The organism is Phyllobacterium sp. CL33Tsu, assembly GCF_900113985.1.
Lineage (GTDB): Bacteria > Pseudomonadota > Alphaproteobacteria > Rhizobiales > Rhizobiaceae > Phyllobacterium > Phyllobacterium pellucidum.
In genome coordinates, this window is sequence record NZ_FORJ01000004.1 from 262603 (window position 1) to 286053 (window position 23451).

The window sequence follows — 23451 nt, forward strand, 5'->3', positions numbered from 1 at the left end:
GAATTCCTCGAGCGTTGAGCGTGAAGGGAAATCGGGAGGCGGCTTGATCCGCCTCCCCGAGCAAACTTACTTCAGCGTCTCGTTGACCTTAGCAGCAGCCTCTTTGAGCGTAGCTTCGGGATCGCCCTGGCCGAGATAGATCTTCTGGATCGCATTGGAGGTCGTCTGCGCAATGTCTTCCCAGCCTGGAATAACCGGCGCGAACCGGGCGTTCGGCAGAAGCGAGGTGAAGACTTTCAGATCCGCATTGTCGGCAAAGTAAGGGTCTTTTGCTTCTTCGGCATTGACCGGCAGGAAGCCCTCAACCTTGTCGAACTTGGTGCGTTGCTCCTTGGTGAAAATGAAGTCGAGGAATTTCCAGGCAGCTTCCTTGTTTTTGGAATTCTCAAAGAGCACGATGGAGTCGGTCACGCCATAGGTGCCCTTGTCGCCGCTTGGCCCTGCCGGGATAGGAGCAACGCCATATTTAAGGTTCGGCGCTTCCGTCTTGATCTGGTTGGAAAGGAACGGCGCAGTGATAACGGTTGCAACCTTGCCTTGCTTGAAGAGGTTCTGCACGTCTTCACGCGAGTAAGAGGTAACGCCGGGCTGGGTCAGGCCTTCGTCGATAAAGCTCTTGTAGAGTTTCGCCGTATCGATCGACGCCTGGGAGTCGAGACCCGACTTGCCGTCCTTGACGATCTCGCCGCCGTTCGACCACATGCCGTAGTAGAAATAGACATCGGTCTCAATTTCCTTGCCCTGCAGGCCAAAACCATAGGTCTCGCCGCCGAGCTTCTTGATCTTTTCCGCGTCGGTCTTGAAATCCGCCCATGTCGCCGGCGGTGTATCGATGCCGGCCTTGGCGAAGATATCCTTATTGTAATACATCGCGCGTGCCGAGGCGGCGATCGGCAGGCCGTAGACCTTGCCGTTCATCACCGAGGGCGACAGAAACGTGTCAATGAAGCGGGCCTTGAAGTCGGGCGTAATGTGTTCGTCGAGCGGTGCGACGATGCCTTCCTTGACGTAGTCGAGCAGCCAGCGCGTGCCGATGATGGAAAGGTCCGCATTTGCGCCCGCGGAAATGTCCGTGGTCAACTTCTGCTGCAGGTTGTCCCACGGAACGACTTCGATCTGGATTTTCGTGTCCGGATTGGCTGCTTCGAATGCCTTTGCAGCCTCTTCGAAGTAGGGACCGGTGCCCTTGCTGTATTCGGCGATGGTAACGCGCACCGTCGTCTCGGCAAGTGCACTGGTGCTGAAAGCAATCAGGCTCGCTCCAGCAAGAAGGCAGATTTTTTGTCTGATCGTCATTGGTAACCCCTTTTTAAAGCTACACGCGGCAGCGCTTTCTCGTTGCAACGCTGTTCGGACTTTTGCTCCAACAGTTCCGTCAGCTTGCTCTTCGGCGGCGTCATCTTCAAATGTAATTTAATTTCATGCAAGTGGGATTTTTGCGCATAAGCAAGATTTTTGTGTTGCTTTTTTTCACGCTCGGTTCTTAGCTGAGGCGGAGCGAGCAGATCGCAAATCAGTCCAGATTCATAGGCCGGTGCATGACTTCAGCAAGTGTCGACGACTTCCTTGGGCTCAGGAACCGGACCGTCCTCATTACCGGAGCGGGGGGCGGCATCGGCCGCGCCCTTGTGGCAGCGTTCCGCGCCGCAGGCGCCGTCGTGTCAGGGGCGGATCAGCATTCAAATACGATGGCCGACCTCGACCTTGCGCATCGCCTGACCTTCGATCTGAGCGAAGCTGGAACAACGACGAATGCCATTCGGGAATTTATCAAGGCGAAGGGTACGCCCGATATCCTCATCAACAATGCGGGTTTCACACGCGGCGAGACGCTTGATCAACTCGATGGCGCGATCTGGGATCGCGAGGTAGCGATCAATCTGAACGGCGCCTATCATGTGACGGCTCCGGTCGTCGATGCGATGAGCAAACGAGCCAGCGGCAGCATTGTCTTTATTTCCTCGGTCAATGGTCTCAGCCACTTCGGCAATCCGGCCTATTCCGCAGCTAAGGCCGGTTTGATCTCCTATGTAAAGGCGCTCGCCGTCGAACGCGGCCGCTACGGAATTCGCGCGAATGCCATCTGCCCCGGCTCGGTCCGTACGCCCGCCTGGGACCACCGCTTGCAGAAGGAGCCGGGCCTTTTGGCCAAGGTGTTGCCGCATTATCCGCTCGGGCGGATGGTGACGCCTGAAGAGGTGGCGAGGGCAGCCGTGTTCCTCGCCTCGCCGGCTGCCTCGGGTATTACCGGCACGGCTCTGGCGGTCGATGCCGGCCTGACTGCCGGCAATCTGTGTTTTATCAACGACGTTCTTGCAGGGGAGTAGCAGCATGGCCGGACTGCAGATCAAGAAACTCGTGAAGTCTTACGGTGCGATGAATGTCCTGCATGGCATTGACCTCGACGTCCGAGACGGCGAGTTCCTCGTGCTCATCGGCCCCTCCGGCTGCGGCAAATCCACCCTGTTGCGCATGATCGCCGGGCTCGACGACATTTCCGAGGGCGAGTTGTGGATCGGCGACCGCCTATCGAACAAACTGCCGCCGCAGCAGCGCAATATCTCCATGGTGTTTCAAAGTTATGCGCTTTTCCCGCATATGACGACCCGCAAGAATATTGGATTTGGCCCAAAGATACGGCGGGAAGCTGCCAATGCGATCGACACCAAGGTCAACAAGGCGGCGGAAGTCCTCAATCTTCACGATTATCTCGACCGCCTGCCGCGCCAGCTTTCGGGCGGACAGCGTCAGCGTGTTGCCATGGGCCGCACCATCGTGCGCGAACCCGATCTCTTCCTCTTTGACGAGCCGCTTTCCAACCTCGATGCAAAATTGCGTGTCCAGATGCGCACCGAACTGAAGGCCCTGCACCAGCAGTTGAAGACGACCATGGTCTACGTGACACACGACCAGATCGAGGCGATGACCATGGCGGACCGGATCGTCGTCATGAATGGTGGCCGCATCGAGCAGTCAGGTTCGCCGATCGAACTCTATGACAAGCCGGTGAACAAGTTTGTTGCTGGCTTTCTCGGCTCACCGGCGATGAATTTCATTCCGGGGACCATCGAACGCGGCGACGGCGCGCCGCGCCTGCGCATGGCGGATGGGTCGACCATACCTGTCGGCGCCACAACTGCGGTTTCCGGGCAAGAGGTCGAGATCGGGATTCGTCCGGAGCATTTCCGGCTAGCGGCGGCCGACAGTGAGGGGTTTACCTATCAGGTTGTGGTTGTGGAGCCGACAGGCTCGGAAACGCACATCTTCGGTACGATCGACGGCGTTGGTGTTCGCTGCGTCTTTCGCGACAGAATTGCGCCCGAGCCTGGCAGCCTCATGAAGTTGTCGATCGACCCGGACAAAGTGCATGTGTTCGATCGCAGAACCGGCAACCGGATCTGATTGAAATGGCCGCCCCACATTTCGACATCGTCGCCCGTCTGCGGGACATCGCCGATACCGGGCAGCGTTCGGATCAGCGGGTTGCGGCGGCAATTCTGGCCGATGCGGATTTTGCAACGCATGCATCGATCGAGCTTCTCGCCGAAAAGGCGGGCGTCAGCGAGCCGACAATAACCCGCTTCTGCCGCATGCTGGGTTTTGAGGGAACACGTGAATTCAAGGTCAAGCTGGCGCAATCGCTGGCCGTTGCCGGACGCTTTATCGTGGCGGCGCCCGCACATAAGGACAACGATATTCCGACGATCATATCCAGCGGTGCCCTTGATGCGATCGGCCATGTGATCCAGCAAATTGACCGCACCGACCTGGAACGCGCAGCCGCAATCGTCGCCGATGCCGGTATGATACGCGCATACGGCTCGGGCGGTGCTTCGTCGATGGCAGCGACGGAACTTGAAAACCGCCTGTTCCGGCTGGGGCTCAGGGCATCATCTTCCATCGACGGCGAAATGCAGCAGATGACTGCCGCAACCAGCAACAAGGAAACGGCAATCGTCGCCTATTCGCTGTCAGGGGAAGTCAGGCCGTTGATCGAAGCCGTAACCATCGCCGGGCGTTACGGGGCAAAGACTATTGCGATAACGGCCCCCGGCTCCTCGCTTGCTGCCGCCGCCCAGTTGGTCCTGCCGCTTAGCATCGATGAGGGTACGAATGTATATCGCCCCTCGCCTGCCCGCTATGCCCTGCTCGCAATGACCGATATGCTGGCGATGACCATTGCCGAGCGCATCGGCGCACCCGCCGTCGAACGCATGCGGCGCATCAAGAACCTGCAGGGCCTGCACAAGACCGGTGCGCCCAACCTACCGCTTGGAGATTAGTCCCGTGAACCTCGCCGAAATCGATACGCCCGCAGTCCTTATTGATGTGGATCGGGCCGACGCCAATCTGCAACGCTTCCAGGCCTATGCCAATAGCCATGGCCTTGCCGTTCGCCCGCATATCAAGACGCACAAGCTGCCACGCTTTGCAAAGCGCCAGGTTGAACTCGGCGCTGTTGGCATCACCTGCCAGAAACTGGGGGAGGCCGAGGTCATGGCCGATGCCGGGCTGACGGACATTTTTCTTCCCTACAACATACTCGGCAAGGAAAAACTCGACCGCCTGGTGGCATTGAACGAGCGCGTTACCCTTGCCGTGACGGCCGACAGCGAGACGACAATCCGGGGCCTCGCCGAAGCATTCGGCGATACGGGCAAGCCGCTGGACGTCCTCATTGAATGCGACACCGGCATGGGCCGATGCGGCGTCCAGACGCCGGACGAAGCATTGACACTCGCCAGGCTCGTCGATGGCTGCACCGGTTTGCGCTTCAGGGGCTTCATGACCTACCCGAAAACCGGTGCCGTTGAAGAAAACGAAGCCTTTCTCGCCGCAGCGAAGCGTCAAGCAACCGAGGCCGGGCTCGATCCGCGCATCATTTCCAATGGCGGATCGCCGGATATGTGGCGAGCGCATGAAGTGACGAGCGCAACCGAGCATCGCCCCGGCACCTACATCTACATGGACCGTTTCCAGGTTGCGAAAGGCGTGGGAACCTGGGACGACTGCGCCCTGACGGTGCTTGCTACCATCGTCAGTTGCCCAACTGAGACGCGCGCTATTATCGATGCGGGCTCAAAATCGCTGTCCAGCGACACTTTTGGCATGGAGGGGTTCGGTCGCATCGTCGAATTTCCCGATGCCGTCATCACCTCCTTGAGTGAAGAGCACGGCATTGTCGATGTGAGTGGTTGCGCCCGCAAGCCGCGGATTGGTGACAGGGTTAGGATCGTCCCCAACCACGCCTGTGTCGTATCGAACCTCTTTGACGAGGTGGTTTTGATTTCAGGCAACGAGGTTGTCGAAGTCACACCCGTGGCTGCGCGCGGTCGTGTCGACTAAGATATTTCAGACTGATCATTAATCGGGGTCAAACGCTACGAACGGCTGCCGTGCCCCATATGCTGCCGGAGTTCCACGGCTTTCTTCACGAAATTATCTAGGAATGCCTCAGCAGAAACCGCCCGTCCGAATAGCGGTCCCATGCCGTAGGTGCAGCCGCATTCAATGAGCGGCTCAATATCAGCTGCATTGTTGACACCAACGGCGGCGGTATACATGCCAAGATCGGCGGCAAGTCTGCAGATCGCCCGTAGAAGCGTCCGTTCCCGTCCGGGCCGGTCAATATTTCGATGCAATGATGGACCGGCTATCAGACATTCGGACTTTACCGCTGTCATCGCCGCAAGGCTGGCATTGTCCAAGCCAAAATAATCGACCGCAAGGCGGAAACGGAGTGTTTGAAGCTTGTCGAGGGTGCGCACGATCTGTGCGTCCTCAAGGCTCGAAGCATTGCGGACGATGACAAACATGACGTCCGCACCGTCGACATCCCACTCTCGCTGCAACTCCGTTACGCGTTCGACAAAGAGCGGATCAAAAAGCTGAACCTGCGAGAGATTAATACAAACGACCATGGGCGCTTGCGGATGAAGCGTCTTGAATGTCCGCAGAAATTTGAAAGCCTCGCCGATGATATAAAGCCCGACATCGCGAATGGAGCCGTTCTTCTCGAAAATGGAGAAAAACTCCTTCTGCCTGATCGCACCAAGTTGCGGATGATTCCAAACGCCGAAAACCTGAACGGAATCGATCAACCTCGTTTTGAGTTCGGCGATCGGCTGGAATTCAACCGAGAACTCGCCGCCCATGATGGCGAGTGCAACGTTCCCGGTTGCCTCGAGTTCCTCTTCGAGATCATGAAGCAATGCCGGGTTATACCAGATGGCGCCTTCGCTTTGCGTTTTCTCCGCGTAGTGAAGTGCGCCGTTGGCACGCCGCAGCAATAGATCGAAGTCGGTTTGCTCGCTCTGCTTGATGCTGACTGAAGCAACGATCTCGACCGCGCAGCGTATGCCCGCCTGTTCGTAAGGCTCACGCAATGATTTGAGAAGATTGTCGAGCTGGAGATGATCAAGCCCCGAAGGGGTGCAAGCAAGGAAGGCGGTCTCGTGTTCGCTTACGTTACCGACGATGCTGTCAGGGTATTCGTTCCTTATGCGAGCAACGTTTCGAGCAATGATGTTCGCAAGAGCGGTGCCGCCAAAAACGCCGCCAATATGCGTGTAGTTCGGGATCTTGATCAGAACCAGTTCGATTTGACCGGAGCGCGCAATCATTCCCGAATATTCATTGCTCAATCCGGCGCGGTTGAGCAGGCCCGTTGCAGGATCGTGATAAGCGAGGAATTCAAGACGATTCTGGTTGCGAAGAAGCGCCGCGCGCATACGCTCTACCGCTCCCGCGAGTGCAGCGATCTCCGTTACCTTGGTTTCGACATTCACCGGCATGTCCAGCTTGAGATTACTGACCTCGACGACCGCACGCGACAACCGCTTCACAGGATTGGCAACGTATGAAGCTGTATAGGCAGCAACGGCCAGGCTGGCGAGCAGTCCGACCATTAGGAGGAGCGGTGTACTCGGTCCCCAAAGTGCCGGCTTCGATAGTTCCGGCCCCAGCGTGAGCGTCAGACTCCAACCCTTCAGATCGCTCATCGGCAACGGCACTTCCTTCGAGATCAGCCCGTCCTCGATCTTCGCAGCGCTGGAATCATCGGATATGACCTGAAGCTGGCCGTCCCTGAAAACGATGAATTCCCCTGATCGTGTATGAATCGAAAGATTGGCAAAGGCCTTGCCGGTCATTTGTTGAAGGAATGCACCGATGGGCCGAAGATCCACATCCGCCGTAATGACACCGAGCAGCTTACCGTCGGGGTCATCCACCCTGACGATCCGCGACATTGCCCAAGCGCCGAGCATCTCAGGCGCATTCCCCGGCGCCACATATTTGAACGGGGCGCTCCAGATTGGTTCCTCCCTGATGCTGCCGCCCTGGTACCAGCCGCGGTCGTGAAGAATATAGGGCTTCACAGTCACAGTATTCGTTGGACTGATGAGATACAGCCGGGTCGGATCATTCGCGTCAGTCTGCGCACGCCCAAGCAGCTTGTCGTCATGTGCATTGATCTTGAAGATCCCGAAGAATTGTCCGCTTTCTGCGCCAAAGGCCACATAGGCTGCTTCGGCTGGGATCGTATCTGGAGCGGCCGCATGTTTCTGAACGATCGCGAAGACACAATCGGCGGTCCGGCACGATGCGGATTTGATCTCGGCGCGCAGGGCCTCGACATAGTCGCTCGTCGGCGAAATGAGCTGGCCTAACTGTCCGGCAATATCTCCAGCCAGTATTTCCGCTGTGCGCTCTGAATAGATGCGACTCTGGTTGGTCCGCTCGGTTTGAACGACCCAGCCTATCCCGAGGAAGACCAGGAATAGAAGGAGCACGAGGGGAAGACCAACGAGCGCAATGAGCGGGATGCCAGGGCCCCTTGCCTGTCGTGGATTATGAGGATCTTGCGCATCCGCGTCCGCAATATTCATGGAACCGATCCTAAAACGCACGAAAAAATCGATAAAATAAAATTGCGGGCCAAACCTCTACAGAAAATGCTGACCGCCCGCTCGCTATCGAAATATCATGCAGATAAATAGCTATCTTAGTATTCATTCCCGGGCCGTACCAGGATTTCACTTGCATGGTGGTTTGCCCGAGAAGCATATGCCTATTCCTTGCAACGCCTAATAGCAAGATTGAATTGTCCAGCCGGGAACGCGCCCGCCGCAACCAACGCCTCCGCATCATTCCAGCCTCGCCGGCGCACTTCCCCCCAACGCCTTGATTATGGGAACGACGGAGTACAAGCCGTCTTCCGCGCGCTCGGTCAGCGCTCGCAAATATCCGCCAGGCGACCGGATGTCGCCAACGCGTTCGAGGATTGCGGCGACGGTAATGGCGGCATTCACCTCACCCATAGTCGCTTTCGCCCGGTCCCAGGCATCAGGCGAAACACCAAGCATCGACCGGACGACGCCGGCCGCTTGCACCAGATCGCGCCAGTCGGCAATTCCAGCGCGGGCGTAGTCGCCTATCTGCGGACAGGCACTCAACACGGCGGTGAGCGGCACCTGCGCTGTGCCGGGCTCACTCATTGATTTGCGACCATCCGGCTGCGGGTGGTTCCGGTTGCCCCGCGCGGCATTAAGCTGCTTGTGCATTTTAATTAATGCCGCCGTTTTGCCACTGCTCACGGTCTCGGCTTGCGGTGCCGCGGATTGCTTCAGCCCTTTTTCTGGGCTTCTATCAAATTGGTGGTCTATATTTGAATTCTGAATATGGCGCTCAAAAGAGGAGTCACTGGCGCTCATTTCTTCATCTGAGAGTGACGCCAGATAGCTTTTCTCCACACGCACACGTAACGCAGTCAGCGCGTCACGCCGCCGCTCGAGGGTCTCCAGCGGCAAATTGCGCCCTACCCGCCCTGACAGGGCAGCAAGCTCCTCAGCATATTGCGTCCAGTCTCCCGGCCGGCCCTCGCTCAATCCAGCCTCTACCGTCTTCGATATGTCGCGCAGATGAATTGTAATCTCGCCGCGTATGCGGTGGATGGCCCGCGCAAGGTTGCGTGCGTCAGCCGCGTGGGCTTCAATTTCGGCATGACGTAAGGCCAGCGGCGAGATGTCAAAGCCGAATGCGTGTTCTATCTCGCCCGTGTCTCCCCGCCGCGCATAGCGCTTGCCATTCGGGCTGTCGCGGCGAATGATCAGGCCGGCCTCAACCAGGGACGCCAGATGTCTGCGGATTGTCGCCGGCGCCATGCCGCGCGTGCGCATCGACAGTTCGGCATTGGATGGAAATACGATCAAGGGCGCGCTGCCGTCGAGCACCGTCTCGGGATGGAAGCTAAGCAGGGCTTCCAAAACCGCAATGGCTCGGTCGGACAGGAAAAAGGCTGCGCGCGCTTCCGTGAGCGAGCGCAGCAACGGCCATTTTTCTGGATGATCCGCTGTCGCATCTGCCATTCTTTCGCGGGCTCGCGCAGTCTTTTCCTGCGCGGCGAGCATGGCATACGACAGCGATCGCCCGCCAAACGGCGTGGTCGCGAAACGGTCAGTCATGTCTTTACCTCAAATTGAGGCAAGGGAAAGGTGTTGCCGGAACGCGTCCGACTCTTGACAAGTCTGGGCGGAAGTGATTCTCTCGAATTGCTACATTGAAGAGGGCTTCCGGAGCGGTGACGTTCTGGGGGCCTTTTTTCTTGCCGTTGTTCCTTCTCTCGGTTTCTCTCGGATTTTACGCTTACGCAAAGATCTGTGGCGGGTATCAGCCCCGCTTCTGTTGTTTGAACCTGTTCAAAAGCGCATCGAGCTCGCTGACAACAAACTCGGCAAAGCCCTCGGGCGCGTGCTCGGCAAAGGATAATGTCTTCTTGCCGTTGTCTGTCTGAAGACGAGCGACCGCGGCAGTGTTCCTGCCGGATTGTGGTATCGCCTGAGCCGTCGCAACGGGAAGTACGACAGGCTTTTCCTGCTTCAACAGCAGTTCGAAGAGCCGGTTGAACCGTCCGTTGCTATCCGCACCCTTGAAGACCGGCGTCGCAATTTCGGCAAGTGCCGCCTTGCGCGCTTCTTCCGGCCGCAGCAGTTCGGAAAACCTTATCCAACGCGGGCGGCCGATTTTCGGTGCGGGCCCGATTGCACGAACGATCGGGGCCGGAACAGCCGCCGCAACCTGGAGGAAGCGGGTCATTTCAGCCTTGTCGATCGACAGCGCGTCTTGCACAAGACCGCGCTCGAAGCCTCGTTCCACCAGGTTGCTGGCAAAAAATGCGCGTTCGATAAACGACAGGTCGCGCCGTTCGGTGTTTTCCTTGCCCTGCGCGAGGACGAGTTGCACATCGGTAAGATCGCGAATGATCGCCTGCACCGGTTTGGCAATCCGCGCTGCGGCGCGTAGACGCCGATGTCCATAGGCGGTCTGGTACACTCCGTGCTTGTCCGGATGCGGCCGCACAAGAATTGGTACTTGCTGGCCGTTCGAGCGGATGCTTTCGACGAGTTCTTCGAAGCTTTCATCGAGTGGCGTATCGCTGCTGAGGCGATCCTCGATGAAGGAACTTTCAACCAGGGCAGGATCGAGTTCGACGATGCGCTCGCTGCCTTCAAAACTATCCCTGATGCGGCGGGCATCCTCCAGTTCGCGCGAAATCCCTCCGAGCGAAAGTCCCATGGCTTTCACGGCGCCTGAAGCCGCGCGCGGCTTCAGCGGTTCGACGTTGCCGGGCGGCTGGGTCGCCGGAGCTTCTGCCGGGTTTGCTTCGGATTGCGACACCGTTTCAACGGTCCCAAACAAGGCTTTCAACTGATCCCTGCGGTTCTTGTCCATCACTGCCCCCTCACCCTGGCCTGTTCCAGGCCTTGGCGATCAGGCCCTCAATCTCGGCATTGACGGATGTGAGCGACTCAATCGCACGGTCGTAGGTGGCGCGGGTAAAGCTGTCGCGCGACACTTCGTACAGCGTTTGCTTGGTCAGGCCCGCATCGGAGAACGCGGTCGACTTCACCACGGACGACGTCAGCACCCGGTCGCCGAAAAGCGAGCGCAGGAAGCCTGCAATCTGCTGCTGTGGTGCATCGTTCGGCTCAAAACGGGTGATCAGATAACGCATGAAATCGAAGTTCAATTCACCGCCCGCTTCGCGGACAACTGCGAGAAGATCTGCGGTCATGAAGAGAAACTGGCTCATTGACGCAACATCCAGCATTTGCGGATGCACCGTAACCAGAACCGAGGTCGCGGCACAAAGCGCCGAGAGCGTCAGGAACCCCAACTGCGGCGGGCAGTCGATAACGACGACATCGTAGTCATCGGAGACCGTGTCCAATGCCGCCTGAACTCGAGCGAAAAACAGTTGCTGCTCGACGCTCTGGTGCGTTCCGTGCTGGCGATCGGCCAGCATTTGCGGGGTCGTGTGCTCGAATTCCTGGAGTTCAAGATTGCCCGGCACGAGATCGAGGCCGTCAAAATAGGTCTTGCAGATAATGTCCCGCAAATGGCGGCGGTCGCCATCATAGCGGATCGCGCCGTAGAGCGTGTCATTTCCAGTCAGGTCAAGTTCGGGCTGATAACCAAACAATGCGGACATCGACGCCTGCGGATCGAGATCGACCGCAAGCACGCGCAAACCGGACATTGCCAGGTACTGGGCAAGGTGAGCGCTGGTCGTTGTCTTGCCGGACCCACCCTTGAAGTTGGTGACGGCAATCACCTGCATATGCTCGCCCGCCTTCGGATCGCGATGCGGCAGGTAGGTTTTCGCCTTGGCGCCGCCGGCCTCGGCGAGGTGACGCCGTAATGCGTTGATCTCGGCGAGGGAATAAAGCCTGCGGCCGCCGCTACCGGTTTCGGGCTGTGGGCCCTCCCCGGCAAGCGAGAGCTGGCGCAGATAGCCGTCCGACACGCCGATCAGCCTCGCAGCCTCGCCACTGGTGAATTTGCGTAAGGTCTTTTGCGCCGTCGGCGGAAACAAACGATTGCGCATCGCCTGCAGCTGCGCCGACAGCATTTCGGCATCGGCGGCAATCGCCCGGTCGGCGGAGAGGGTAGCAGACAAAGATGCAGCGCTCGCCGGTTGCGCGCTGTCCTGTGGTCCTGTCTGTACCGCGTTCATCATGTTCACGTATTTATCCTGCATCGTCTAAGCCAAATCGCCTCGATGCAGGAAAACCATGCGCCGATTCGATAGAAAAACCAAAGGGGTAACGCCGGACAACAATTTAACGCTGCTTTGCGGCACTAACACCGCCACATTCTTCTAACGTTAAACTAACTGGATACCCCTAAAAACCGTAACCAAACTGGGGAAAGAACCGAGTCGCGTCAAGAACTTTATAGTTAACGCAAATTAACCATTTCTGCAGCGTGAAGCTACTTTGGCGCGGACCGTGTCTCGGACCCCTTATCCAATCCTGCCGGACAATTTTCCGTGCGCAACCCAACGAGTTCAAACACGTCGAGCGCACCCTTGCGCCCTTTCACCGCGCGTGCGCCGAGTGACCGGAAGACAAATCGGTCGGCGCAGGCTTCTACAGTATGGCTGCTCACCAGGATAAGCGTACCGAACTCCTTGTTGAGGCCCTCGAGCCGCGATGCGACGTTTACTGTATCGCCCATGCCCGTGTATTGCAGCCGGTCCTCCGCACCGACGTTACCGACAACCGCAGCGCCAGTGTGAATACCGAAACGCGTGACGAACTCCGGGGAGCCGGCTTCGCGTTGGCGAGAATTGAACACATCGAGGTCGGCTTTCAACCGCAAGGCGCAGCGGCAGGCGTTAGCCGCGTGATCCTCATCGGCGACGGGCGCGTTCCACATGGCGTAGACCGAATCGCCGAGAAATTGGATAATGGTCCCGTGGTTCTCGCGCACACCCCGGCTTATGAGGTCGAAATAATCGGAAAGGAGCGCCACCACCATTTCCGGTTCGTTACTTTCGGAGAGGGTCGTGAAGTCGCGTATGTCAGTGAACAGCACCGTCACCACCTGGCGCGTGGCGCTCCGATCGCCAAGCAGGTCCGACTCAACGACGCGGCGGACAAGTTCCTTCGGCACGTAGAGGCCGAAAGTGGCAATGGCCGCGCGTGCCGAGGCGAGAGCCGATGCGAGTGACCCGATTTCGGAGATTCGAGAGCGGATCGGTTTGACGGGAGCAAAATCCAAATCCTTCAACCGCAGGGCCTGGCCAGTGAGTTTGGTCAGCGATGCACTGATCATCCGCGAGACGAGGATGGCCATGGCAAGGCCGATGGCCAGAACGGCCAATGCCGTCAACAACCCCCGCCGCAGGAGCACGTTGGTTTCAGTGGTAAAATCGGACTGTGGCGCCGCCACCACGATCGTGCTGCCTTTCAAGACAGAGGTGAAATCGACTGGAACGAAGAGCATCACATAGGTCTCGTTACCCGTGCTGAATGTGGTCGCACCCTTTCTTTTCCCGCTTCCAATCGTCTGCATCAACGTTGGGAGCAGCGGGTCGAGCGTTGCAAGCGCAGAAACATCCGGAACGGCGCCGCCCTCGGCGCTCGCCAGAAGGCGATTCATTATCCGGGTGTCGGAATGAACAATGAGCTTGCCGTCCGTATCGAAAACATAAGCGGTCGAGCGGGGCGAGATGCGTTCGTCAGCCAGGAAATCGGCGATGCTGCCAAGCCGGATATTGGCGGCGACGACGACGCTCGGATCCGATGCGTGGCCAACAGCGAAGGTCTTCACCTGATTGCCGGTTAGTGGCATCGCATATATTGGGCTCACCACATTGCCGGCAGCGGCGATTGCCGCCTTGTACCAAGGGCGCTGGCGCGGATCGTAGTCCGCGATCACCGGGTCGCGGATCTCAAGAAGGCGGCGTTTCTCGTCGAGGAAACGCCAGGTCGACGTGGGGTGGCCGCCATTGCCGGGAGCGATGATCTGAATGGCAACTGTTGCGTTTTCCGGGGGCTTCAAGTTCGCCCGCGACTGCTCGTCCTTGTGGAAGTTGAAGGCTCGAATGAACGATCCGTCGGGATAGCCAACCTGCAAACTGTCGAGATCCGGTGCAAGGAGCGCAGCTTCAGCTAAGAATTCAATCTTTTCTGCAAGCTGGTCGGGGGGCGGCGCACGAAATGAGTCGAGGACTCCAACAAGGCCCACAAACGCCAGTTTATCGGAGAACAGCACCCGATAATGGTCAACGATACGTTCGGAAAGCGAGGCCATCTGCTCGTCGATCGCAGCAAGAGCAGCCTGCCGTGCCCGGTCGAACCCGAGCCACAGCAGCGGCGCTGACACGCCGATAAGCAGCAGTACAATGATCACTCCGAGATGGACTCGAAGGGGCCGTGTCCAAAACGATCGAGAAGACGATTTCATATTCTGGCACGACCACGATGTTCGCGAATTACCTATGATAGAAGCAACTGCCCCGTTTCTGCAACTTATCGGTGCAACATGCATTTGCCGAGGATTTCGGAGACTGGCAACATGGTACCGTGCAGGTGCGCCACAGGCCCAACTCCCGATGAGGTCCGATCCCCCATGCAAAATATCGAGTTCCCAGGTTTTGTCAGTCTGACAATAGCAATTGTCGTTTTCTTTATCGGCGCTGGTCTCAATGGCCGCATCGCGGCATTGCGGCGATGGAACATCCCTGAAGCCGTGACCGGTGGTCTGCTCGCGGCACTGGTGACGCTTCTTGCCTACCGCGTTCTGGGTATTGCGATTTCGTTTGATCTGGCGGCAAGAGACCTTCTGCTCCTCTACTTTTTTACCGGTATCGGTCTCAACGCACGCCTTGCCGACTTGATTGCAGGCGGCAAGCCGCTTCTTGTCCTGCTCGGTTTGACGCTTGTCTACCTCGTCATCCAAAATCTCATTGCCGCTGGAAGCGCGGCCGCACTGGGTTTGCCTGAAGGCATTACCGTTCTCATCGGTTCAGCTTCGCTGATTGGCGGACACGGCACGACCATCGCTTGGGCGCCCATTCTCGTTGAGCGTTTCGGGCTCACCAATGCTATGGAGATCGGTGTGGCGGCAGCGACACTCGGTCTTGTCATTGCGAGCTTGATAGGTGGTCCTGTCGCCGGTCTTCTGATTGCGCGGTATGGGCTGAAGGGACCGGACGCTGCCCCGTCGATCGGGTTGCCGAACACGGCCCCGGAAGATGATCTCAATCACATCACGCTACTGCGTACGATCCTCGTCCTTAACGTCGCCGTCCTTATTGGTTACGCAGTTGACGAACTCCTGGAGGATCTTGGCTTTCGTCTGCCACTCTTCGTTGCCTGCCTTCTGTCAGCAATCGTCTTGACCAATATCGTGCCGCGGATCATGCCGAACCTGTTCTGGCCGACGCGAACGCGCGCGCTGGCGCTCGTCTCCGACCTCTCACTCAGCATCTTCCTCGCAATGTCGCTCATGAGCATGCAACTCTGGACGCTGGGCGGGCTCGGTCCTTCGCTGCTTCTGGTGCTGGCACTCCAGACGATCGCGGCGATCGCCTATATACTCTTTGCAGTCTTCCCCCTGATGGGCGGCAATTATGATGCCGCGGTGATTGCCGGCGGCTTCAGCGGCATAAGCCTTGGGGCGACGCCGACTGCCATCGCCAACATGACCGCCATCACCAAGCTCCACGGCGCTGCGCCCATGGCCTTCATCATCCTGCCGCTCGTGTCGGCATTTTTCATCGATATAGCGAATGCCTTCGCGATCGGCCTCTTCGTCAATTGACTGGGCGGTGCGATGAACCGATCAACGCCTGCTGCTGATGCGGCGCATGTCTACGATGCGGCCATCACGTTGCCTCAGCGCAACCTCGAAGCGGTTGCTGCCGCGCCAGGCGCGATAGACAAAAAAGCGGCCACGGCAATCGATGCGCCGGACATCGCGAAAGCCGCGGCTGCGGAGCCGCCGTTCTCCTTCGCTGCAGGAAATTCCACGACCATTGCTGACGCTCGTACCAATGGTGACGGATACGGTGGTGGCACTCGCCTCGCTTGGCAGCGCAACGGGCGAAAGCAGTATGCCGCAGGCCACGGCAAGCGAGACGAAAGATTGGCGCATGATGAGCTCCCGGATAGGCGGTATTCGAGGCAATCAGCGGCGATGATGCCGGCCGGACAACTTTGGGACCAGAAGCGTCGAAAAGCAAAACAATTGCTTTGGAATTGGCGCGATGAGCGATCGGGTGGTTAATATCAGCGTGACAGCAAACGGAATTGCTACCACTATTCAACGAGATAACGAGTCGGCGAAGTCGGTCGGGGGAAAACCGGTGTGAAAGCTTACCTGGCAGTATTGGCGAAGTCGTTTTCCGCGATCGGTCTTCTGGTTGGCATCCTGTTCTTTGCGGCGTCGCTGACGCCCAGCCTCATGCCGCGTTCGTATCTCGTCCAGGGGGCGCTCTCGGGGTTTTGCGCTGCGCTCGGATACGGTGTCGGCGTCGCCTGCGTCTGGCTCTGGCGTTATCTGGAAATCCCGGTGCCCCGTGCCCGCGTTCAGCGCGCCGCCAACTGGATAGCGATCATTGTCTGCATCGGCACCGCAGGCGTTTTCCTGTGGAAGGCCGCGGGATGGCAGAACACGGTGCGCGGGCTCATGGGGCTCGGGCCGGTCGAGAGCGTCGAGCCGATCGAACTTGCCATCATCGCACTCGTTATATTCCTCGTTATGATCATGCTGGCGCGCCTCTTCCGGCAAACATTCCGCCTGTTTTCCCGCTGGCTGAACCGGCTGGTACCGCGACGCATTTCAAACCTGGTTGGCGGCGTGCTCGCTATTATCCTCTTCTGGTCAGTGGCACAGGGCATCTTGTTCAAGGGCGTCCTGCGCATGGTCGATACGTCCTTTCGTGAGCTCGACGCCCGCATCGATGACGGTTCGGCGCCTCCGGCGGATCCGAACAAACCCGGGGGCCCCGGCTCGCTTCTCGACTGGCAGAATCTCGGACGGCAAGGGCGCGCCTTCATCGCGACGGGACCCACGGGTGCCGAGATCGGCAGTTTTTTCAACGCAAAAGCACTTGACCCCGTTAGGGTATATGTCGGGCTGAACGCTGCGGAAACCGTCGATGAACGGGCGCATCTTGCCCTTCAGGAACTCAAGCGGAACGGCGGCTTCGAACGATCGGCCTTGCTCGTCATCGTTCCGACGGGAACGGGTTGGGTCGATCCCGAGGGCATCGATACAGTCGAATACGTTCACCACGGCGATATCGCCAGCGTCGCCATGCAGTATTCCTACCTCAGCAGCTGGTTGTCGCTGCTCGTTGAACCGGGCTACGGAGCCGAGGCCGGGCAGGCGCTGTTTCGCGAAGTTTATCGCTACTGGACGACGCTGCCGCGTGACCACCGGCCGAAACTCTATCTTTATGGCCTCAGCCTCGGCGCCATGAACTCCGAACTTTCGGCCCACCTCTACGATATTATTGGCGACCCGTTTCAGGGCGCCCTGTGGAGTGGACCGCCCTTCCAGAGCCGCATCTGGAACTCAGTCACGGCGGATCGCAATCCCGGCTCGCCGGCATGGCTGCCGCGGTTCCGCGATGGATCGGTCATCCGGTTTACCAACCAGGACAATGCACTGAACATTCCTGACGCCGTCTGGGGCCCGCTTCGCATCGTCTATCTGCAATATGCCAGCGACCCGGTGACCTTCTTCGATTTCCACGCGCTCTACCGCGAACCCGCCTGGATGCAAAACCCACGCGGTCCTGATGTCTCACCGAGCCTGCGCTGGATTCCGGGCGTGACCATGCTGCAACTGCTGTTCGACATGGCTATCGCGACGACCTCTCCCATGGGATATGGCCACGTCTATGCCCCTGAACACTATATCGACGGCTGGATGGCCGTGACCGATCCGCAGGGTGTGACGTCTGAAGATCTTGCTCGGCTGAAGACATTTTTCATCAAACGGTCGCGCAGCGCTGATAATCCGCCAGCAAGTGATTGATCAATCGGGCAAATGCGGTGACGTGTCGATGGAAAAAGAAACGCGATGCATGGCCTTGGGATTTATTGCTAATCTCTTGCGCGCGCCGAGCAAGATATAGTTTTTCCAGTGCGCTACGGCGTTCATACCTTTGTGAAATTTGGAGGCAACATGTCTGATCTAATTGTGATCGTCTATCCCACCGAAGAAAAAGCCGAGGAAGTGCGCAATCGCCTTCTTGAGCTCCAGAAGGAATATCTCATTACGCTCGGCGATGCGGTAATCGCGACCAAGACCGACGCCGGCAAGGTCAAGCTGAACCAGATGGTCAGCACGACCGCGGCCGGTGCCGTATCGGGCAGCTTCTGGGGTCTGCTCATTGGCGTCCTCTTCCTCAATCCGCTGATCGGCGCCGCCGTGGGCGCGGCATCAGGTGCGCTCGGCGGAGCGTTGACGGATGTTGGCATCAACGACAACTTCATGAAGGATCTCGCGGCAAGCATCCAGCCCGGTAATGCCGCCTTGTTCGTACTGGTCCAGTCGATGACGGCTGACAAGGTCCTCAAGGACATTTCGCACTTTGGCGGCGTCGTTCTCAAGACCTCACTCGACGAGAGCAAGGAACAGGTCCTGCGCGACGCTTTGCAGAAGGCATCGTCGTGACTGTTTGAAGCGGGAGACGGCCATCAGCGGTTTCCCCGCGCTTCTCCAGCCGCAGTCGGCGGCGCGTTGGGCGCCCCTGACGGGTATTAGTGCTGACTTTTAAGAACAGAAATCAACGGGTAGGCCGGGCAAGGGTTGGGTTGACGAAGACATGACAGTCCAGAACGCCAAACCGATGATCGGCTACCTTGCTACCGGAATCCTGGTACTCGCGCTTCTGCGCTTTGGTCAATCCATCTTTGTCCCGCTGGTCTTTTCCCTGTTCGTCATTGCGCTCGTCGGCCCGCTGCAGATCAAGTTGCAGCGCTGGATTCCGCAACTGCTTGCTCTGCTTGTGACGGTATCGGCAACGATCTTCATCATCATCGCCGTCGGTTCGTCCGTCACCTGGGGCTTCAGCAAGCTCGGCCAATGGCTGTTCGTCAATGCCCGCAGGTTCCAGGATGTCTACGTGCACTGGACCGACTGGCTGGAGGGACATGGCATTGCTATCGCGGGGCCTCTTGCCGATCGTTTCGATGTGACGTGGCTCGTCGGCTTTACGCAGGGACTTGCCGGCCGGCTCAACAGTTTTGCCGGATTTGCCTTGCTTGTCTTTGTGTTCGTAATGCTCGGCCTTTTGGAGATCGAGGCTTTCGGCAAGCGGCTTCGCTCTCCTGCCGTCCAGCCACAGGGCATGAGGATGCTTCACGCCAACCGCGAAATCTCGAAGAAGCTGCGCCGTTTCATGCTTGTGCGCACCTTTGCCAGTGTCCTGACTGGCTTGATCGTCTGGGCTTTCGCGTTGATCGCAGGTCTCGAACTTGCTGCAGCCTGGGGCGCTATCGCCTTTACGCTGAACTATATCCCATTCCTCGGGCCGTTCGTGGCAACCTTCCTGCCGACCCTCTTTGCCATAGGTCAGTTCGATTCGTGGCAGATGGCTGTGGCGGTATTCGTCGGGTTGAACCTCATCCAGTTCCTGATAGGCAGCTATCTCGAGCCGTTATTGATCGGCACGTCCCTGGCGATCTCGCCCTTTGCGGTGATTTTCTCGGTGTTCTTCTGGAGCTTCATGTGGGGCGTGCCGGGTGCTTTCATTGGCGTACCGATCCTGATCGCGTTCATCATCTATTGTGAACAGTCACCCGGGGCGAGATGGATTGCGGTATTGTTGTCGGCAAAGCCTTCTGACGACGATGCGGACAAAGCTTCGACCTGACGCAGCTATCCGCTCAGGGTGTTTTTATGAATCCTGCCATCCTTCATGATGACGGCGAGATGCTTCTCCGGCTCGTTCATAAGATTGATGTTGTCGAGGGGATTGCCATCGACCACCAGCATATCGGCGAACGCGCCCACTTCCACCACGCCAAGCTTGCCAGGATAGGGATTGCGCAGGTTGGAGAGTGCAAGAAGCTCGGCATTGGTCGATGTCGCCATGCGCAAGATCTCGGCGTTTGTGTACCAGCGGCTGAGATGCGTGAGCATGGTGCCCTGCCTTGCCGTCATCTGCGGCGAGAACAACATGTCGGATCCCCACGCAGTCTTGATGTTATGCTTTTTCGCAAGTTCGTAAGCAGTAAGCGTACCGGCGAAGACCTGCTGCAGCCGGTCGAAACTCGGCCCGGTCAGCGGCACTGAATCCTCCACCGAGAGAAACGGCTGGATGCTTAGCCAGACGCCCTTGTCCGCCATCAGGCGTGCCGTCTCCTCATCCATGAGATGGGCGTGCTCGATGCAGGCCGCCCCGGCATTGATGGCCCGCTGTACCGTATTCGGCGCGTAGGCATGGACCGTTACATAGGTGTTCCAGTCGCGCGCCACCGAAACGCCGGCGCGCAGATCATCCTCACTGAATGTCGACATGTCCAGCGGACTGCGTGGCGACGAAACACCCCCGCCCCCGACAAGCTTGATCTGGGACGCACCCTGCAGCATCTGCTCGCGGACGCGCATGCGCACTTCGTCGGCACTATCGGCGATCATGGCGCCGCCGGTTTGTTCGATCAGGCTAAGCTGGGCCGGATTGCGTGGAATTTCCGAAAGCATGCGCAGATCGCCATGACCGCCGGAGGTCGTAATCATCGCTCCCGACGGGAAGATGCGGGGCCCGGGTATGACGCCGTTGTCGATCGCCTGCTTGAAGGTAAAGACAGGCCCGCCGACATCGCGCACTGTGGTGAAGCCGCGCATCAGGGTGCGCTCCGCTTCGGCTGTCGATGCCGTGAAAATTGCACCTGGGTCGCCGGTCGTTGCGATGCCGACGGGCACGGCCGCAAAGAGCGTGTGCCAGTGGGCATCGATCAGGCCCGGCATCAGCAACCGGTCGCCGCAGTCGATGACAGTCGTATCTGAGGGCGGCGGGCTATTGCCAGTGTCGATTGCGGATATCCTGTTGCCCTCAATCAGGACCTGAACACCGGTTCGCGCGGCGTCGGACTTACCGTCGAACAGCTTCAACTGCCGGAAGAGGACTTTAGCGGGCTGTGCGGCGGCCTGGGCGAATGCCCCGCGCGGCGTCGCGGCGGCGGCAATTGTCGCGGCGACAGCAGTCAAGAATCCGCGGCGTGTCAGATCTTCCAGGCGGCGGCATACCTGCTGCAATTCCGGCGACAGGCAGGCGCAACCGGCGCCGTTAACGAGGTGCTGGTACTTCTCACCAAGACGCATTGCGATGCCCCTTTGCACTACTTCAGGTTGAGGTCATCTTATACCAGCTAGCCAGATCCAATGCATGGAAGAAATCGGCACGTGCGGCCGAATAAATGATGGGCAGTACAGGAGCTTGCAGCACTGCTCATCGCCGGCCTTATCCGCTACCAGGTCAGATGCGCCTTGAGCAGGGCCTTGCGGCCTTCGCCATAGGAACAGACAAGCAGCCCCTGGCAACCCGACACATAATCCTTGTCGAAGAGGTTGGTAACGTTGAGATCGACGCCCCAATTGTCCTTCTTGTAACCAACTTTGAGGTCGACGAGGGTCGCGTCCGGAACCTTCAATGTATTCATGGCGTCGGCATAGCTCGAGCCGACATAGCGCACGCCACCGCCGACCGCGACACCTTCGAGCACCCCGGTCTGGAATGTGTATTGCGCAAAGAGCGAGCCCTGTATCTCGGGGATGAGGTAGGGGCGCTTGCCGATCAAGGCTGCATCCGCATCGTCCTTCACTTCCATGTCGAGCGCAGTAAATGCCGCGGTCAGCCTCCAGGCGTCGGTGATATTTGCCTGCGCCTCGATTTCAAAGCCGCGCGAATTGACCTCGCCGACCTGGTATTGCGCCAGGAAAGGACCGGTCAGGACATTCTCCTTGGTCAGATCAAAGAGCGCCGCCGTGATCAGACCATCGAACATGGTCGGGCGGTATTTGACACCGACCTCATATTGATGGCCGGTCTCTGGCTTCAGGAAATCGAGATTGGCATCGACACCGATCTCTGGGCTGAAGAAGGTCGAGACGCTGGCATAGGGTGTGAGACCGTTTTCGAACTCATAGGCAATGCCGGCGCGCCCGCTCGTGCTGCCGTCATTGCCGTCATAGGATGGCGTGCCGGTCGCTTCGGTCTTCACGTAGTCGTAGCGGCCGTTGAGGGTAACGAGCCATCCATCGCCAAAACGCAGTTGATCCTGTGCGTAAATGCCGATCTGGTTGCGCTTCAAAACCTGGTCGATATAGGGCGTGGACATCGGACCCTGCGGTGCGCCATAAATCGGATCGACGGCGCTGATTGGCGTCGCACCACCCGTCGCCTGCATCTGGTCGATGTTGAAGTATTTATATTCGGCGCCGAAGAGCAACGTGTGTTCGATGGGACCGGTGTTCACCGTCCCCTCGAGTTGATTGTCGACGATGAAGGTGTTGACAGTCGTGTCGTGAAGGAAGTTGATCCGTGACAAATCGTAGTTGTCGCCGACCGGCTGTTCCGAGAACGGCACATATCCGAACGGATAGAGCGAGTGCTCGCGGACGTCGCCGTAACCATATCGAAGGTTCTGGCGCACCGTCCATTCATTGTCGAACGTGTGTTCCAATTCGTAGCCGATAGCGGCCTGTTCGCGATTGTAGTCGTCGACCCCCGGCTCGGTGAAATTGGCGTCGCGCTTGATCTTGCCGAACGGCGCATCGACGACTGTTCCGTAGTACGGCAGGAAGCTGCCGCCGCCATGGGTCTCATCAAGGTGGGTGTAGTTGGCGAGCACGGTAAATTTGGTCGACTCGTCCGGTTTCCACGTGAGACTTGGCGAAATCACGCCAAGAAACTCCTGTGAGAGATCCGTATAACCGTCGCCGCCCTGAATCTTGCCATTGATGCGGTAATCGACGACGTCGGAGGCCTTGTCGCCAATGTCGAAGCCAAGATAACCCGTGCCGAAGCTGTCGATCCCGGTTTCGACATAGCGGAGGCGTTCGCCCGTCGGCCGCTTGCTGATAAAGTTGACGATACCGCCCGGATTGCTGCCGCCATAAAGGACCGAGGCTGGTCCCTTGAGGACTTCGACGCGCTCGATGCCCCATGAATCGATGAAGAAGCCGCCAAACCCATAGCCGAAGTTCTGAAGGCCATCGAGAAAGGTACCCTTTTGGGTAGCGTCGAAGCCACGGATATAGAACCAGTTGGTATCGCTGTCGGAACCGAAAGGCTGAGTGAAGACGCCGCTCGTAAAGCGCAGCGCCTCGTCGATCTTCGTCGCGCCCTGATCATCCATCTGTTCGCGGCCGACGACCGAGACTGCCTGGGGAATTGCTTCGATCGGCGTATTCGTCTTGGAGCCGGTTGTCGTGCGCTTGGGAACGAATCCCTGTACCGGTCCGGTGGCCGATCCGTCGCTCTGGTCGATGACGATCGGATTGAGCTCGATGTTGGAGGTCGTGCTCTGCGCCCTCGCTCCAAGCGATCCGAAACAAACGAGCAACGCAACCCCGCCGCTCAAGGCAAAGGTTGCTGACCGATAAACCCCACGCATTCTACCCTCTTCGACATAGACGGCCGAG

At 58.4% G+C, this 23451-nt stretch carries 17 protein-coding genes; 8 read left to right on the plus strand and 9 right to left on the minus strand.

Annotation, left to right across the window (positions count from 1 at the left end; genetic code table 11):
• Nucleotides 1-66: 66 nt before the first annotated feature.
• Nucleotides 67-1296, minus strand: a complete 1230-nt coding sequence (locus BM074_RS16325) for an ABC transporter substrate-binding protein (protein WP_091923391.1) — start codon at nucleotides 1294-1296, stop codon at nucleotides 67-69.
• Between the two features lie 242 nt (nucleotides 1297-1538).
• Between BM074_RS16325 and BM074_RS16330 the strand changes: the two genes are divergently transcribed.
• The 4 genes from BM074_RS16330 to BM074_RS16345 are packed head-to-tail and all read left to right on the plus strand — an operon-like array spanning nucleotide 1539 to nucleotide 5346.
• On the plus strand, nucleotides 1539-2327 hold the full coding sequence (locus BM074_RS16330; RefSeq protein ID WP_091923393.1) for an SDR family oxidoreductase: 789 nt from the start codon (nucleotides 1539-1541) through the stop codon (nucleotides 2325-2327).
• Between the two features lie 4 nt (nucleotides 2328-2331).
• Nucleotides 2332-3402, plus strand: a complete 1071-nt coding sequence (ugpC, locus tag BM074_RS16335; RefSeq protein WP_091923395.1) for an ABC transporter ATP-binding protein — start codon at nucleotides 2332-2334, stop codon at nucleotides 3400-3402.
• 5 nt (nucleotides 3403-3407) lie between these two features.
• Complete coding sequence (locus BM074_RS16340; protein WP_091923396.1) at nucleotides 3408-4283, plus strand: MurR/RpiR family transcriptional regulator; 876 nt, start codon at nucleotides 3408-3410, stop codon at nucleotides 4281-4283.
• Entirely contained in the window at nucleotides 4273-5346 is a 1074-nt protein-coding gene (locus BM074_RS16345) for a D-TA family PLP-dependent enzyme (protein ID WP_175499047.1), read from the plus strand. The genes BM074_RS16340 and BM074_RS16345 overlap by 11 nt, the downstream gene beginning before the upstream one ends.
• Nucleotides 5347-5381: 35 nt before the next feature.
• Here BM074_RS16345 and BM074_RS16350 read toward each other — a convergent pair whose 3' ends face one another.
• The 5 genes from BM074_RS16350 to BM074_RS16370 all read right to left on the minus strand — a co-directional run bounded on the left by BM074_RS16350 (nucleotide 5382) and on the right by BM074_RS16370 (nucleotide 14199).
• Complete coding sequence (locus tag BM074_RS16350; RefSeq protein ID WP_091923400.1) at nucleotides 5382-7889, minus strand: EAL domain-containing protein; 2508 nt, start codon at nucleotides 7887-7889, stop codon at nucleotides 5382-5384.
• A gap of 258 nt (nucleotides 7890-8147) precedes the next feature.
• Entirely contained in the window at nucleotides 8148-9464 is a 1317-nt protein-coding gene (repC, locus tag BM074_RS16355) for a plasmid replication protein RepC (protein ID WP_091923402.1), read from the minus strand.
• 205 nt (nucleotides 9465-9669) lie between these two features.
• Entirely contained in the window at nucleotides 9670-10731 is a 1062-nt protein-coding gene (gene repB, locus BM074_RS16360) for a plasmid partitioning protein RepB (protein WP_091923404.1), read from the minus strand.
• A 10-nt stretch (nucleotides 10732-10741) separates the two neighbouring features.
• Nucleotides 10742-12019 carry a plasmid partitioning protein RepA gene (repA, locus tag BM074_RS16365; protein ID WP_175499053.1) on the minus strand — a complete coding sequence of 426 codons (1278 nt, stop codon included), beginning with the start codon at nucleotides 12017-12019 and terminating at the stop codon, nucleotides 10742-10744.
• Between the two features lie 254 nt (nucleotides 12020-12273).
• A complete protein-coding gene (locus tag BM074_RS16370; protein WP_175499048.1) occupies nucleotides 12274-14199 on the minus strand; it encodes an adenylate/guanylate cyclase domain-containing protein in 1926 nt (641 codons plus the stop codon).
• A 219-nt stretch (nucleotides 14200-14418) separates the two neighbouring features.
• On the opposite strand from BM074_RS16370, the gene gltS reads away from it, so the two are divergent.
• On the plus strand, nucleotides 14419-15612 hold the full coding sequence (gltS, locus tag BM074_RS16375; RefSeq protein WP_027232236.1) for a sodium/glutamate symporter: 1194 nt from the start codon (nucleotides 14419-14421) through the stop codon (nucleotides 15610-15612).
• Between the two features lie 21 nt (nucleotides 15613-15633).
• On the opposite strand, the gene BM074_RS16380 is transcribed toward gltS, so the two are convergent.
• Nucleotides 15634-15945: a hypothetical protein gene (locus BM074_RS16380; protein ID WP_027232237.1), complete on the minus strand. Its 312-nt coding sequence runs from the start codon at nucleotides 15943-15945 to the stop codon at nucleotides 15634-15636.
• A gap of 213 nt (nucleotides 15946-16158) precedes the next feature.
• Here BM074_RS16380 and BM074_RS16385 point away from each other — a divergent pair, with 213 nt between their 5' ends.
• The 3 genes from BM074_RS16385 (at nucleotide 16159) to BM074_RS16395 (ending at nucleotide 19678) form a co-directional block, all read left to right on the plus strand.
• The gene (locus BM074_RS16385) at nucleotides 16159-17835 is read left to right on the plus strand and encodes an alpha/beta hydrolase (RefSeq protein ID WP_244532898.1); all 1677 of its coding nucleotides are present in this window, start codon (nucleotides 16159-16161) and stop codon (nucleotides 17833-17835) included.
• A gap of 150 nt (nucleotides 17836-17985) precedes the next feature.
• Nucleotides 17986-18477: a DUF1269 domain-containing protein gene (locus BM074_RS16390; protein ID WP_027232239.1), complete on the plus strand. Its 492-nt coding sequence runs from the start codon at nucleotides 17986-17988 to the stop codon at nucleotides 18475-18477.
• A gap of 151 nt (nucleotides 18478-18628) precedes the next feature.
• Complete coding sequence (locus tag BM074_RS16395; RefSeq protein ID WP_244532904.1) at nucleotides 18629-19678, plus strand: AI-2E family transporter; 1050 nt, start codon at nucleotides 18629-18631, stop codon at nucleotides 19676-19678.
• Nucleotides 19679-19683: 5 nt separating this feature from the next.
• Here the strand turns inward: BM074_RS16395 and BM074_RS16400 are convergent, their stop codons facing one another.
• Together BM074_RS16400 and BM074_RS16405 are read right to left on the minus strand one after the other, a co-directional pair.
• A complete protein-coding gene (locus tag BM074_RS16400; RefSeq protein ID WP_091923408.1) occupies nucleotides 19684-21129 on the minus strand; it encodes a metal-dependent hydrolase family protein in 1446 nt (481 codons plus the stop codon).
• A 146-nt stretch (nucleotides 21130-21275) separates the two neighbouring features.
• Nucleotides 21276-23423 (minus strand): TonB-dependent siderophore receptor, encoded by a 2148-nt coding sequence (locus BM074_RS16405; protein WP_091923410.1) that lies wholly within the window; start codon nucleotides 23421-23423, stop codon nucleotides 21276-21278.
• Nucleotides 23424-23451: the final 28 nt, after the last annotated feature.